This window comes from Ensifer sp., assembly GCF_031989085.1.
Lineage (GTDB): Bacteria > Pseudomonadota > Alphaproteobacteria > Rhizobiales > Rhizobiaceae > Ensifer.
In genome coordinates, this window is record NZ_DALZXU010000001.1 from 2,039,410 (window position 1) to 2,053,227 (window position 13,818).

Consider the following 13,818-nt stretch of genomic DNA (forward strand, 5'->3'; position numbering starts at 1 on the left):
GGGATGGTGACCCGCGCGCAACAACTGGGCGTCGTGATCGGCCTGGCGGTCGTCGCCGCCCTGACGCTGCTGCGCGCCAGCGATCCCCAACTCTTGAGACAGGGGCGCGACGTCACCTTCGATGAATACCAGCGGCTGTCGCCGCGGGCCTATGAGACCATGCCGGTCAAGGTCGTCGACATCGACGAAGCCTCGCTGCGCGCCTTCGGGCAGTGGCCCTGGCCCCGCGACCGGATGGCCAAGCTGACGGACCGGCTGGCGCAGATGGGCGCCTCCGCGATCGCCTTCGACATCCTGTTTGCCGAACCCGACCGGCTTTCGCCCCGCAACGTCCTGCGCCAGGTGCCGGAGATCGACCCGGCGCTGCTGGAACGCCTCCCCGACAATGACGAGGTATTCGCCGGATCGATCGCGGGAAAGCCGGTCGTCCTCGGCTTCGGGCTCACCAATGAGGGCAGCTACATGCCGCCGGTCAAGGCGGGCTTCGCTTTCACCGGCGAAAGCCCGATCGCCGCGCCGCCGCGCATTCGGGCGGCCACGCCGCTGCGCCCGCAACTGGAAAGCAACGCCGCCGGCCTCGGCCACATCAGCCTCAACCCCGGAGATTCCTCGGCGGTGGTGCGCGCCGTGCCGCTGTTCCTCAGCGACGGTGAGCAGCTCTATCCCAGCCTCGCCATGGAGGCGTTGCGCGTGGCCCAGGGTGCGTCGACCTATGTTCTTGCCGGCGCGCCCGATCTGCCCGACACGCTGACGGCGGCCAAGATCGGCGACTTCGTCGTACCTGTTACCGCATCGGGCGAACTGTGGCTCTATGTCAGTCCCGATACCACCGAGCGCTACGTTTCCGCCCGGCGCATTCTCGAGGACGGCGACGTCTCCCCCGATGTCGCCGCCGCCATCGAAGGCAGCATCGTCTTCATCGGCACCTCTGCCGCCGGCCTGCAGGACGTGCGCACCACGGCGCTCGGCCAGAACGTGCCGGGCGTGTCGCTGCACGCGCAGATGGTCGAGCAGATCCTCTCGGGCCGCTACCTCTCCCGGCCCGACTGGGCCAATGGCCTTGAAATCCTGTCGATCGCGCTTGCCGGTTGTCTCCTGGTGCTGCTGACGACGTTTGTCAGCCCGGTGGTGGCGCTCGCCTGCGGCATGGCGATCACGGCGATGGCGCTCTTGGCCTCCTGGGCGGCGTTCGCCTATGCCGGCCTGCTGTTCGATCCGCTGGCACCGATCCTTGCGGCCTCGATCACGCATTTCTCCGCCACCGCCTTCCGCTTCCTCGTCACCGATCGCGAACGGCGCGAGGTTCGCCAGGCCTTTGGCCGCTATCTCTCTCCGTCGCTGCTCTACCGCATCGAGCACAATCGCAATGCGCTGCGGCTCGGTGGCGACGACCGCGAGCTCACCGTGATGTTCGTCGACGTGCGCAATTTCACCGAGATCAGCGAGCGTCTGGCGCCGACCGATGTCGTTGCCTTTCTCAACACGCTGCTCGATGCGCTGAGCCGCCACGTCATTGCCAACGAGGGGACACTCGACAAGTTCATCGGCGATTCGATCATGGCCTTCTGGAACGCGCCGGTCGATGTCGCCGACCACCCGCGAAAGGCGCTTCGCGCAGCACTGGGCATGCGCGAGACCTTGGCCCGGCTCAATGCCGACGATGCCTTCGGATTCGGCGCCACGCAGGATGTCGGCATCGGCATCGGCATACACACGGGCCTTGCCTGCGTCGGCAACATGGGTGCCGAAACACGCTTCAACTATTCGGCCGTCGGCGACACCGTCAACATCGCCGCCCGCATCGAGGCGGCCTGCAAGGAGGTGAGCTTCGATATCCTGGTGTCCGAGGCAACGGCACAGGCCGTGCCGGACTGCGCGCTGCTGGAGGCTGGCGCGCTTGGCCTCAAGGGAAAGACGACGCGCACCCGGCTCTTTGCCGTGGCCGGCGATGAAGGGGTCTCGTCATCACCTGCCTTCGCCGAGCTGCAGAGACTGCATGCGCGGCTCGTTGAAAATCTGCGTGCCCGCGCCTCGTCGAGCCGCAGCCTCGCCAATGCCGCCAAGCTCAAGGCCGCAGCGGTGACACCAGGCCTCGTGCCCTTCTACGGCCGGATCACCCGCCGGTCCGAGCATTTCCAGGATGCGCCCGCGGATCAGGCAAGCCACATCGCCGAATAGTATTGATCGCCGTCGAATGCGACCTTAACCGCCATGGCCGGTGCCGCGGTCGCCGCCGCCACCATTGCCGGTATCGCCGGCGCCGCCGTTGCCGGTATCGCCGCCACCGATGCCCGTATTGCCGCTGGCGCCACCCGTGTCCCCACTTGAGCCGCCCGCCCCGCCGGTCTCCCCACCGGTGCCGCCCGCGCCACCGGTGTCACCGCCGCTCTGGTTGCCTGGACCCGGATCGTTATTCACGCCGCCCTGATCGAATTTTTCGCCGTTGCGGTCGAGATTTGGTCCGTCGCGATCGAGTTTCGGGCCGTTGCGATCGAATTTCCCGCGGCTGCGCTCGCGAATCTCCTTCTGCGGCCGCTCCTGCCTCGGCTCCTGGCGAACCGCCGGCTCCGGTGTGCGAATCGTCGGACTTTCGATCTCGAATTGGGCCGCGCGCAGTCCACAGCCGCCACCCACCCAGCCCATGGCGCCGGTCAGCTTCTGGTTGCCGGAAAGGAACGGCAGGGCCTTTGTGTTGCCGAGTGCCTGCAGCGTGCGGCGATTGACTTTGCTGGTCTGGCCGACGCTGCGGCCCGGCTTGGCCACCACACAATCGCAGCGCTGCGTCAACTGCCGGCAGCCGCCGGCGCCGCAGAAGCTCGCGGCGCCGCTGAGCAGCACCATCGCCGTCGTTCCGTCGGGGGCGACATAGAAGTCGAACGCCGTGCCACGCACGCCGATGGTGCCGGCCGGCGTCACGATCTCATAGGCTGAATGCTTGGATTTGCCGCTGACCCAGCGAAACGTGCCCTTGGCCGCCGTGATCGTCAGCTTCTTCACCGACTTCGTGCCATCATAGACGAACTGATCGATGACGACGGACGATCCCCAGCCGACGGCCAGCTTGGTGCCGTCCTGAAAGACGAACTGGCCGAGGCCGGATTTTGACGTCCGGATCCTTTCGTCCCGGTAGACCGGGTCCCTGACCGCAAGCGGACCGCTTGCGCCCGACACCTCTGTCCGGATCGAAACTGCCTGGCCAACGGGTTCTGCCGTCATGCTCGGCATCGGACATAGAAGCGTGGCGCTCAGAGCGATGAGTGCGGCAATACGCAAACGCGACATGGCCCCCTCCAAACCGCTATTGTTATCACGCTGCCAGGTGAAGTGTCTTCTCGCCCATTCGGGGTAAACGGGCAGCAACCGGAACTCGTAAGGATTATCGAACGCCACCCTGGGCATCCGCACACCGCCTGCGGCCGGCGGCCTGCCGCCCGGCTAGAAGTCCAGCCGGTGCGTGATGCCCGCTTGCACCGAAGGCATGAGACCCATTTTCTTCCAGAACGCTCCTGCTTCGACAGTGCCTGCATTCACGGTAACGCCGGGGGCATATTGGCGCGCATGGGCAAGCAGCCTTGACGCCAACTGACGCCCGAGGCCGAGACCACGGAACCGCGGACGCACATAGAAGCGGCGAAGCCGCAACAGACCAGCGATCGTGGGGTCGGCGGTCAGCCCGCCCAGTCCCGCACAGGCACCGGCCGCGGTTGCGATCAGCAGGATCTCCCCTTGCCCTTCGAAGCGCTTGGTTCCTGCGCGCCGCTCTTCGTGCAGCCGCTCGACGAACCGGTATCCCTCGCCCACGGCGTCCTGCCGCAGGTCGTCGAAATCCCCCGGCAGCGGCGACGATGGCAAACATCCATCGATGACAAACATTTCCACTCCCTTGCAATGCGTCACCTGTGCCGCCGAAGGCGACGGCCTCTCCTATTCGCAAGGCCGTGGGAGTGAAAGCCCGCGTGCTGCTCCCGACGACCCCCGCCCCCCGATGGACTGAAATGCGTCCGGAAAAATCCGAAGATTTCGTTTCCCTTTTGTACTCATTCCCCCTTTATTTTCGCCATGACTCTGTCCATATTCCCGGCATGGCCAAGGATCCCAAGACGTCTGCAAAAAATCCCTCGAAAAAATCGACAGTGCCCGGAGGCTTCGAAGAGGCCCCGCAGGCGCCGCTGTCGGGCACGCCGCTCTCCGGCAATGTCTCCGATTGGGTGAAACAGCTCGAGGCCGATGCCGAAGCGTCTGCCTTCGAGAGCCAGCGCGAGGTCGCCTCCAAGGCCGGCAAGCACCGCAAGAAGGTGGAGATCGCCGCGTCCAAATCCGCTCGGGGCACTTCGATGGGCGGCACGACCGACCCGAAGACGCGCGCAGCGGCAGGCCTCAACCCGGTCGCCGGCCTCGACGTGTCGCTTGAGGATGCCGACAAGCTGTCGACGTCAGGCGTCACCGCCACCGTCGAAGCACTGTCCGCGCTGATCGAGAGCGGCAATCCGCTGTTCAAGGATGGCAAGCTCTGGACGCCGCACCGCCCTGCCCGGCCGCCGAAATCCGAAGGCGGCATCGAGATCCGAATGGTCTCCGACTACGAGCCCGCCGGCGACCAGCCGACGGCGATCGCCGATCTGGTCGAGGGCCTCGCCACCGGCGAGCGCAGCCAGGTTCTGCTCGGCGTCACCGGCTCGGGCAAGACCTTCACCATGGCCAAGGTGATCGAGGCGACGCAGCGCCCCGCCGTCATCCTGGCGCCCAACAAGACGCTGGCCGCCCAGCTCTATTCCGAGTTCAAGAACTTCTTCCCGGACAACGCGGTCGAATATTTCGTCTCCTACTACGACTACTACCAGCCGGAAGCCTACGTGCCGCGCTCGGACACCTTCATCGAGAAGGAATCCTCGATCAACGAGCAGATCGACCGCATGCGCCACTCGGCCACCCGGTCTCTGCTGGAGCGCGACGACTGCATCATCGTCGCCTCGGTCTCCTGCATCTACGGTATCGGCTCGGTCGAGACCTATACCGCCATGACCTTCCAGATGGATGTCGGCGACCGGCTCGACCAGCGGCAGCTGCTCGCCGACCTGGTGGCGCAGCAGTACAAGCGCCGTGACATGGATTTCCAGCGCGGCTCGTTTCGCGTGCGCGGTGATACCATCGAAATCTTCCCGGCCCACCTGGAAGACGCGGCCTGGCGCATCTCCATGTTCGGCGACGAGATCGACGCCATCACCGAGTTCGATCCACTCACCGGGCAGAAGACCGGCGACCTGAAATCGGTCAAGATCTACGCCAACTCGCACTATGTTACCCCGCGCCCGACGCTGAACGGCGCGATCAAGGCGATCAAGGAAGAGCTGAAGCTTCGACTGGCCGAGCTGGAAAAGGGCGGCCGACTGCTGGAAGCCCAGCGGCTGGAGCAGCGCACCCGCTACGACATCGAGATGCTGGAGGCCACCGGCTCCTGCGCCGGCATCGAAAACTATTCGCGCTACCTCACCGGTCGCAACCCCGGCGAGCCGCCGCCGACGCTGTTCGAATATATCCCCGACAACGCGCTGCTGTTCATCGACGAGAGCCACGTCTCCGTCAGCCAGATCGGCGGCATGTATCGCGGCGACTTCCGCCGCAAGGCGACGCTGGCCGAATACGGCTTCCGCCTGCCCTCGTGCATGGACAACCGCCCGCTGCGCTTCGAGGAATGGGACGCCATGCGCCCCGACACCGTCGCGGTCTCGGCCACCCCCGGCGCCTGGGAACTGGAACAGTCCGGCGGCGTCTTCGCCGAACAGGTCATCCGCCCGACCGGCCTGATCGACCCGCCGGTGGAAGTGCGCTCGGCCAAAACCCAGGTCGACGACGTCTTGGGCGAAATCCGCGAGACGGCCGCCGCCGGCTACCGCACGCTGGTGACCGTGCTGACCAAGCGCATGGCCGAGGACCTGACAGAATACCTGCACGAACAGGGCATTCGCGTGCGCTACATGCACTCCGATATCGACACGCTGGAGCGCATCGAGATCATCCGCGACCTGCGGCTCGGCGCCTTCGACGTGCTCGTCGGCATCAACCTCTTGCGTGAAGGCCTCGACATTCCCGAATGCGGCTTCGTCGCCATCCTCGACGCCGACAAGGAAGGCTTCCTGCGCTCGGAGACGTCGCTGGTGCAGACCATCGGCCGCGCGGCGCGCAACGTCGACGGCAAGGTCATCCTCTATGCCGACCAGATCACCGGCTCGATGCAGCGCGCCATGGACGAGACCAGCCGCCGCCGCGACAAGCAGATGGCCTATAACGAGGCCAACGGCATCACGCCTGAATCGGTGAAGGCGAAGATTTCCGACATCCTCGACAGCGTCTACGAGAAGGACCACGTGCGCGCCGACATTTCCGGGGTCGCCGGCAAGGGCTTTGCCGATGGCGGCCACCTCGTCGGCAACAACCTGCAGGCGCACCTCAACGCGCTGGAAAAACAGATGCGCGACGCCGCCGCCGACCTCGACTTCGAAAAGGCCGCGCGCCTCCGCGACGAGATCAAACGCCTGAAAGCCGCCGAACTCGCCGCCATGGACGACCCGATGGCACGGGAAGAGGCGAAGTCGCAGGAAGGCACGACTGGCAAGGGCAAAGGCTCGACGAAGTCGCAGCAAGGCGGCAAGGCTTCCTCCTCACCGCCATCCCCATCTTCTCCGTCATCCTCGGTCTCGAGCCGAGGATCCATCGCCGCCGACGACAACACGTCTCTATTCCAAAAGCCCGACCTCGACGACATGGGCCGCGACGTCGCAACGCCAGCCGGCCGTGGGGATGCCAAGGGCCAAAGCCTCTTCCGCAGAAACAGCCTCGACGAAATGACCGTGGGCCGCACCGAAAAGCCGGTGACCGGCCACATCCCGGATAAGCCGATCATCCGCGCCAAACCCGGCGTCGGGTCCTACGAGGACCCGGTCGACGAGAAGCGGCAAAAGGGGCGGACCAAGGGGAAGACGGGACGGCCCGGGCGGTAAAACCACCGAAACGCCTCGCACTTTTGCGCAACATTCGACCTGCAGCGGCGGTCGGCAAGCGACCCATATCTATATCTCGTGTCCACCCAAGCGTCGTGAGATCATGGAGCGAACAAAGACTGCGGCAACAAAAATGTAGTTTCGTCCTGATTGTGGCGAGATGCTCCACGGTGCGCCTATTTCACCGTCAGCGCCGTGATCAGCCGCATTTCGGAGGTGCCCGAGATACTTGCACACGTTAAGCAGCTTTCCAGGGTAGTGGCCAGCCTGCACTAGTCTATCCATTTTTGCGTTGACGCCGTTGGCTCCAACAATGTTCGTCCCATGCAGGGCCGCGACCGAGGTCAAGAAGTTTTCGATTGCAATCCCCGCCTGCAAGATTGCCTCACGCCCAGATCCTGCTGCAGCGTGACGTAGCCCGGCCGCCATTGGCGATATTACTTGGTCATGGTCTACGAGAGCTGCGGCATCGTGCCCGAGCTCCTGGCGTATCGTATGAATTGCTTCTGCCACCTCCCGACTTCCGGCGGCCAGTTCGTCAAGAAGTGTTGTTAGACCCCGCGCATCTCGCTCATAAGTGTTTCCCTGTCCAGCAGTAAGCGCGCCAGCATACGTTGCCAGACTGAGCAGCGTTTCCTTGACCTGCTCTCTGTGACAGTCGAGATCGAGTTTCGCCTTAGTTCGTTGCGCCGCGGTCGTTACGCTACTTGTCGCCTCAAGCTCTTCACGGAAAACGAGAAATGGTTCGTAAGACTCGATAGTTACTCGCAGTATCGCTGCCTTCTCACCGTCTTGAGGAGTTCGGAGAAGCTTACACAACGGACTTGCGACACTATACTGTCCAGCGTTGTCACTAAGAAGGCCAATATCTTTCGCCAATTTCAACGCACTTTCCACGGTCCCCTGAGGAAGGTCGGTAAAGGCGGCGATGCTGAGTACGTCTCCCCCATTTAGCGCGACTACAGCCTCAGAGACGATCACTACTTGCTCGGCAGTGGCCTGGAAAAATGGACGGACCAAAGCTCACTCCTCGTTAGCGTCATCCGCCTGCTGCTTGGAGAAGTCGTCAACCACCTTGCGGAGCTTTAACCCTAGATCTTCCAAATCTTGCGGCTCGCAGCGGACCTCGATCTTAATCGAGATCGAAAATGGCGACGTTGCCTCGATCGTTCGTGTGACGCTACTCAGTGGAACTGGGTTAGAGGTCGGCGTGAAAGTCCCCACCACTCTCTCCTGAGTTGCTGCGGCTTCGGTTGGCGTTCGCGCCAGCGGCGAACTGACTACCAATTTCCCGTCCTCAGATTTCAAATTTCCGGAGCGCTTCAAAAACTCGACAACTGCGCCTGTTCCGGTAGTCGTAGCCCCAGTTTTCGACATTCCCGCACTGTAGGCTATGTGGGCCCGCAACGAAGTCTCATCCATTCCCTTACGGATCCTGACGGCAGCGAGTACATTCTTCAGGAATTCATCTTCAGCAACGATGTCGGCGAGAATCGCTTCGATCTCTTCGGGCACATTGTGCATCAAGGCTAGGCCCAGTTTTCTTCCGACGTCTGTGGAGGCTTTATTCTTACCACCCTCCAATATTCCCAGAGAAATTAGGAAGCCTACATTCCTACTAATAGTTGTTTCGTGCACACCTGTATTCTTGGAAATGTCAGCTAGCGAGGCCATTCTTCCAACGCTGGCATAACCTTGAACAACCTTAAAAACTTCGTCGAGTGAAGAACCTGGCAACTTAAATCCATTGTTCTTAGACTCAGTAGTGGCCATGATTCCCCCCGAATTAAAAATCCACCCATAGTAGCTGCAATACACCGGCCCGCAACAAGAAGATGTTTCTAGGTCACGATTTCCATACTCTCAAGATCTGCCTCGTGATCGAAATGCATTGCCAGTCCCCACCCTTGCGCCCGGTAGCTTTTTGCCACAACCACCCCATGACATGGGCGCACTCATTGCTGCCATCTTTCATGCGGCGTCTCCATAAGGTGCGGCACGTTTCGATCGCGCCTAGCCAGGCGACGTTGTCATTTCACTACGGCCTTACCCATCTCTTTCTGGTCGCGTTCAATGGTCACCCCGATGCTGTTCGAGTGCGGTACATCCTTCAGATGACAACCTTACGGGCGTCGATCGCACCTTCGAAGCTCACATCGTCTATGTTGACGCCGGCTTCCATGCGATCGCGGACAGGGTGCACGTGCGGCCACTCCTGCTGATCCTGGCTTCGTCGCCTGAAGCAAGCGCGTCACAAACCGCTTTTGTTGATGGCGGAGGCACCATGCGCGTTAGTGATCCGAGTTTTCGGTCGTCGGCGCGGCTCAATCACTGTCGGAGACAGATCTGCGGCCACCCTGCGATTGGGCAGCGTCGCACAAGATTCACTGCCCGCGCCTACCTGCTCCCCGTCCCCTACACCTTCATCTCCGCCAACGCCCGAAGCAGCGGCGCGTCGGAAATCTGGATAGCGCCGGTAAACGGAATGTCCATGTCGAGCACGATGAAGACGGAGCCGGCGATGAAGAGCGCTGATAGCAGGAACATGGCGATGACGACCGCGTTGGGTGGAGCGCGGTAGCCGAAGCTGGCGAAGACGAGGGTCATCCAGGCGATCAGCATGCCGATCACCGGCATGGGGATCGCGCCTTCCGATTGCTCGACGATGGTCCAGCGCTGGTCGACGATGCGGTTGTACTGCTGGCGCGCGTCGGCCAGCATGAAGTCGTGCAGCCGGTCGGCCGGCTGGATCGACGCGAGGCTGTCGCCGACGGTGTCGAGCCGCTGCTGTCCGGCGTTGCGCGCCTCATGCAGGGCATCGTTGACGCGCTCGGGATTCGCGATCGCGCCCTCGACATAGGCGATCAGATATTGCCGCGTGTCGTTGCCGGCAAGGCCGTAGGTCCTGAGTGTGCGGTCGAGCAGGATCAGGTTGGTGGCGAAGGAATGCACATTGTTGTCGATGTCCTGGAAGGTGTTCTTGGCCGAGTTGATCATCAGGCCGAAGACAAGCGACGCCATGACGACAAAGATGTTGGCGACCAGCCGCACGATGGTGTTGGTATCCTCGTCACGATGCCGCGCCGGCAGCTTCGGGTAGACATGCATCGTGCCGAGTGCCGCGACACTCAGGCAGAGGAATGCGGCAACCGCAATCAGGACTGCGTTCATTTCGCGCTGCTCCCCTTGGTCGGCTTCCCACCCGGTCCGGAACATTATCATAGCCTAATATTTCCGAGGGTGTTCAACATGCCCAGGCGGATGTTTTCGGCGCATGGTGGACGGCAAAGTTGTCGAGGCTGGCCCCGGCGCAGGCCGCGCCTTGCCGGCAAGGCTCCTCCTGCGTGCAGCCCGCTACCGCGGCGCAGGCGGCGGCCGCCGGGAGCGTTGTTGGGCGATCCGTTGCGGCTATGACCTGCGCGTGCCTGAAACCGCTTCCGATGCAAGGATCTCCCCACCATCGGCTTTTGAACGCCCGGTGGGCGTCGGCGCCAGCAGGCTTTTCGCACGCCCGGTCCTGCCTCGGTTTTCACAAAGCGCGCTCAGTTGCGCATGGAGGATGGGCGGTTGCTCGGCGGCGAGGTTGCAGCGGATGGGGAGCCGATAGTAACAGCGGAGGGATGCCCGCCCCGCCGCCCCTCGGCTGCAATCGCCAGGCCATGCCGAGATCAAACAGGTTGTCCAACGCGTCTGCGCTCGCCATGGGAGTTCAGCCCCCTCGGGCTGACGTGTCTTTCGACCTGACCGACGTCAGGTCGCTGGATTCCGGCACAGGGCCGGAATGAGGGGGCTGGCTTGACGTCCCGGCCTCTCAAAGCTCGGCGGCTACCCGGGCATGTCAAAGCTCGCCGGCGATTGCAGCGGTGGAGATCCCTCTCGGACCGCCGGCAAAGTTGGCCCTAGCTGCCGGCACGCCGTTTGGGAGGCTCTGCATTTGCCAGAAACTCCCTCATTCCTGTGCCCGTCACAGGAATCCAGCCGCGGCGCGTCGGCGGCGCGAGGGGCCTTGCGTCGGAAGATTTGAACGGTATGACGCTGAAAGCGCTCGCCTACACCGGTGCGCAACGGGTGGATCACCGGGACGTTCATGCCAACGAGGCCCCGGCCCACCTGCCCCTTCGCGGGGCTCGGGTCCCCGTCCTACGGTTTGCGAAAGCGAAAAGGGCCATTGCCCGTCAGAACACCAACCCATATCGGCCAGCCGGCGCATCGATGGCTTGCCGAAAACGCACCGCTTCGAATCAAACTGCCCCGCGTCAGGCTAAGAAGGGCCGCCGTAAGCCTCATTTTCCGCTCGCCGCGCTGCCATCCGCATCCGGCCTGAGCACCCCCACCAGTGCCTTGCCGTCGGTGAAATAGGGATCACCGCCGCCGTTGCGGCCGGCTTTTGTCGCACCGATTCCGGGGATGCCGTAGGTCGATGTCACCTGCCCGGCCGCCTGCAGGTCCGACATCACCAGATCGCGTTCAGCGTCGAGATCCGGGCCGATATGGTGCGTGATCTGGCCGGTATCGTGGCTGAACCCGACGCCGCGATCGAAGCTTGCCGAGCCGAGCCACAGGGGGCTGCCATCCGCCCCTGTCTGCTGGCTCAGCCAGAAGCGCACATGATTGCGCTCGTCGGCGCTTTTGCCGACAGGTTTCTCGAACGCAAGATCCTGCTTCCGCCCCTCGAAGAACAGCGGGCTGACCGGCGCATCGAGGTCGGGACGATCGAGCACGACGCTGAGGCCGATATCGACGGACGAGCGCAGCGTGATCCTGTCGGCCGGATCCCAGCCGGCCGCTGCGAAGGCGCGCATCACCTGCGCCTTCGAACCGACAAGCCCGACATTGATCGGGTCGCCGGGGATATCCTGCTCCGTCGTCGTCACCATCGGGCTCAGATCGGCAACGCGACTACGGTCGTGGAACAGCCAGAGGTCCGGCAGCAGGAAATAGCTGATCAGCAGATAAGCAATGAGCACGCCTGAAAGGCCGGTCATCGCTGCACGAAGTTTGTTGCGGCGGGTCATCGGCATTCACCCCGTTGCCGGTGCGGCGAAATCAGCTAAGCCTGACAAGCCCGGAAAAGCAACGCGCTACGGCAATTGTGCCGATGCTCCTGCCGCACCCGCCATCCACGAGCGCCTTCATTTTCGCCGCTTTGTCACCGCGGGATCATATCGGCGCGCACGCTGGCCTTGGCCTGCCGGTTGCTCGCCCTGCAGGCCGCGTCTGGCGCAGAACGCAGTCATGACGCCCGCGACCTATCTGCCGCAAGCCGCCCTACTCCGCCGCGTGCGCCTTGGCCTCCAGCGCCTCCAGCTCGTAGGAGTAGCCTTCCAGCATCTCATAGGCCTGTTCGATGGTCTTGATCTGCTCCTCGGTGGTCTTGATTGCCTCGGCGATCGAGCGCGAGCGGGCGCGCAGCATCGAGCCCAGCACATCGGTTTCCGGCCGACGGCCGAGGCGGTCGAGGTGTTTTCTGACGCGGGCGCGGTGGCGCTCCAGCTCGAGGATATGGAAGCGGCTCTTGACGATATCGTCGGAGAGCTTACGCCGCATCGCGGCGACCGGATCGAAACTGCCGGGCTCGCGCTCATCGAGGATGAAGTCGTTGACCAGCGTCTCCAGCATCATCAGGCCCTTGAGGTCGCGCGGCTCGGCAAGCTGCGGGTCGTAGCCGGTGTCGTCGAAGACCTTGCGCCGCACCGGGTCCTTCAGCAGCTCATAGACCGCCTGCAGCCGGGCAAACTGCTCGGCATCGCCACCCGAATCCGGATGGGCCGCCTTGGCCGCCTTGCGATAGGCCGTGCGGATGGTCTGGTCGTTCGCGTCACGCTCTACGCCAAGCATCTCGTAGGGATCGATCACGCTGCCCCCTGTTCGTCTCGCATTCCGATGTCTCCGCCTGACCTAACGCACGCATGCCGGGACCGGAACCAATCACCGGTAAAGCCTGCGCGTTATCCCAAACATGTTCAAGTGCTGATGCGGTGTGAAGGGATCAGCAACGCACGCCACCATGTCCATCGGACCATTCCCGTCCGAAGCAGCGGCGCGCACGTTCGTCCGCTGTCGGGACGAAATTGTGGTCGCAAGCGGGCCGTCCCCGACTTTTGGCGACGGCGCGCCGGCAGAAGAATCAAGTATAGGCGTCGCCGTAGTATAGGTTTAGGCGTCCTGGCAAAAGATAGAGCTTCCTGGCATCGGCCCAGGATGCGTCGACTGGCGCGAAACCCCTGAGAATGCCGGGGTTGGCGCCGCATTTTCCCGCAAAAAGCCGCGCGAATGGCTCTTGCGTTTTTTTTCAAATACTGTCACTGCTGCTACCGTTCGGGCGTTTTCAATCCCGGAGACTGGACTTTCTCTTTTGTGCCCGGCTTGCCGGGCCGGCCGGAAGCGGCAAATGGACGTTCTTTCCCCGTTATCGTGACTACTCGACGCCTATCCGCTTGCATGCGGAAGACGACACACCCACATCCTCACGGGGGCGCGGGTATAGCTTTAAGACTGAAGGAAAAGGACTTCTTCCATGGCCACTAAGGGCACCGTAAAATTCTTCAACCAGGACAAGGGTTTTGGTTTCATCACGCCGGACGGCGGCGCTAAGGACGTATTCGTCCACATCTCCGCTGTACAGGCCGCTGGCCTTGCTACGCTGAAGGACGGCCAGGTTGTCACGTTCGACACCGAAGCTGACCGCATGGGCAAGGGCCCGAAGGCCGTCAACATCCAGGCTTCGTAAGCCGGATCGTCCGACTGGACTTTTTGGAAACGGCGCTCCCTCGGGGGCGCCGTTTTCGTTTGGGCCATCGGCTTTCGACGGCCCGTGTCA

Annotated in this window: 10 protein-coding genes; 3 read left to right on the top strand and 7 right to left on the bottom strand. The window is 63.0% G+C overall.

Annotated elements, in window-relative coordinates; translation table 11 throughout:
• Nucleotides 1-3 precede the first annotated feature (3 nt).
• Complete coding sequence (locus RTP54_RS09930; protein ID WP_312362275.1) at nt 4-2,178, top strand: adenylate/guanylate cyclase domain-containing protein; 2,175 nt, start codon at nt 4-6, stop codon at nt 2,176-2,178.
• Between the two features lie 24 nt (nt 2,179-2,202).
• On the opposite strand, the gene RTP54_RS09935 is transcribed toward RTP54_RS09930, so the two are convergent.
• Nucleotides 2,203-3,282 carry a FecR domain-containing protein gene (locus RTP54_RS09935; RefSeq protein WP_312362276.1) on the bottom strand — a complete coding sequence of 360 codons (1,080 nt, stop codon included), beginning with the start codon at nt 3,280-3,282 and terminating at the stop codon, nt 2,203-2,205.
• Between the two features lie 153 nt (nt 3,283-3,435).
• Nucleotides 3,436-3,873, bottom strand: a complete 438-nt coding sequence (locus tag RTP54_RS09940; RefSeq protein ID WP_312362277.1) for a GNAT family N-acetyltransferase — start codon at nt 3,871-3,873, stop codon at nt 3,436-3,438.
• Nucleotides 3,874-4,082: 209 nt separating this feature from the next.
• Between RTP54_RS09940 and uvrB the strand changes: the two genes are divergently transcribed.
• The gene (gene uvrB, locus RTP54_RS09945) at nt 4,083-6,998 is read left to right on the top strand and encodes an excinuclease ABC subunit UvrB (RefSeq protein WP_312362279.1); all 2,916 of its coding nucleotides are present in this window, start codon (nt 4,083-4,085) and stop codon (nt 6,996-6,998) included.
• Between the two features lie 69 nt (nt 6,999-7,067).
• Here the strand turns inward: uvrB and RTP54_RS09950 are convergent, their stop codons facing one another.
• The 5 genes from RTP54_RS09950 to RTP54_RS09970 all read right to left on the bottom strand — a co-directional run bounded on the left by RTP54_RS09950 (nt 7,068) and on the right by RTP54_RS09970 (nt 12,836).
• On the bottom strand, nt 7,068-8,018 hold the full coding sequence (locus tag RTP54_RS09950) for a hypothetical protein (RefSeq protein ID WP_312362281.1): 951 nt from the start codon (nt 8,016-8,018) through the stop codon (nt 7,068-7,070).
• Nucleotides 8,019-8,021: 3 nt separating this feature from the next.
• Complete coding sequence (locus tag RTP54_RS09955) at nt 8,022-8,771, bottom strand: hypothetical protein (RefSeq protein ID WP_312362282.1); 750 nt, start codon at nt 8,769-8,771, stop codon at nt 8,022-8,024.
• Between the two features lie 642 nt (nt 8,772-9,413).
• Complete coding sequence (locus RTP54_RS09960; RefSeq protein ID WP_112810107.1) at nt 9,414-10,169, bottom strand: DUF4239 domain-containing protein; 756 nt, start codon at nt 10,167-10,169, stop codon at nt 9,414-9,416.
• 1,112 nt (nt 10,170-11,281) lie between these two features.
• Nucleotides 11,282-12,013, bottom strand: coding sequence for an LssY C-terminal domain-containing protein (locus RTP54_RS09965; protein WP_312362284.1), 732 nt, complete (start codon nt 12,011-12,013; stop codon nt 11,282-11,284).
• Between the two features lie 253 nt (nt 12,014-12,266).
• Nucleotides 12,267-12,836, bottom strand: coding sequence for a J domain-containing protein (locus RTP54_RS09970; RefSeq protein ID WP_112810161.1), 570 nt, complete (start codon nt 12,834-12,836; stop codon nt 12,267-12,269).
• Nucleotides 12,837-13,515: 679 nt separating this feature from the next.
• On the opposite strand from RTP54_RS09970, the gene RTP54_RS09975 reads away from it, so the two are divergent.
• Nucleotides 13,516-13,728, top strand: coding sequence for a cold-shock protein (locus RTP54_RS09975; RefSeq protein WP_025427309.1), 213 nt, complete (start codon nt 13,516-13,518; stop codon nt 13,726-13,728).
• The last annotated feature ends 90 nt before the right edge of the window (nt 13,729-13,818 follow it).

What these genes read in the sequence shown, in the direction of transcription:
- RTP54_RS09940 (WP_312362277.1), bottom strand. Translation starts at nt 3,873, where the DNA reads ATGTTTGTCATCGATGGATGTTTGCCATCGTCGCCGCTGCCGGGGGAT.
- RTP54_RS09975 (WP_025427309.1), top strand. Translation starts at nt 13,516, where the DNA reads ATGGCCACTAAGGGCACCGTAAAATTCTTCAACCAGGACAAGGGTTTT.
- RTP54_RS09930 (WP_312362275.1), top strand. Translation starts at nt 4, where the DNA reads ATGGTGACCCGCGCGCAACAACTGGGCGTCGTGATCGGCCTGGCGGTC.
- RTP54_RS09970 (WP_112810161.1), bottom strand. Translation starts at nt 12,836, where the DNA reads ATGCTTGGCGTAGAGCGTGACGCGAACGACCAGACCATCCGCACGGCC.
- RTP54_RS09955 (WP_312362282.1), bottom strand. Translation starts at nt 8,771, where the DNA reads ATGGCCACTACTGAGTCTAAGAACAATGGATTTAAGTTGCCAGGTTCT.
- uvrB (WP_312362279.1), top strand. Translation starts at nt 4,083, where the DNA reads ATGGCCAAGGATCCCAAGACGTCTGCAAAAAATCCCTCGAAAAAATCG.
- RTP54_RS09960 (WP_112810107.1), bottom strand. Translation starts at nt 10,169, where the DNA reads ATGAACGCAGTCCTGATTGCGGTTGCCGCATTCCTCTGCCTGAGTGTC.
- RTP54_RS09935 (WP_312362276.1), bottom strand. Translation starts at nt 3,282, where the DNA reads ATGTCGCGTTTGCGTATTGCCGCACTCATCGCTCTGAGCGCCACGCTT.
- RTP54_RS09965 (WP_312362284.1), bottom strand. Translation starts at nt 12,013, where the DNA reads ATGACCCGCCGCAACAAACTTCGTGCAGCGATGACCGGCCTTTCAGGC.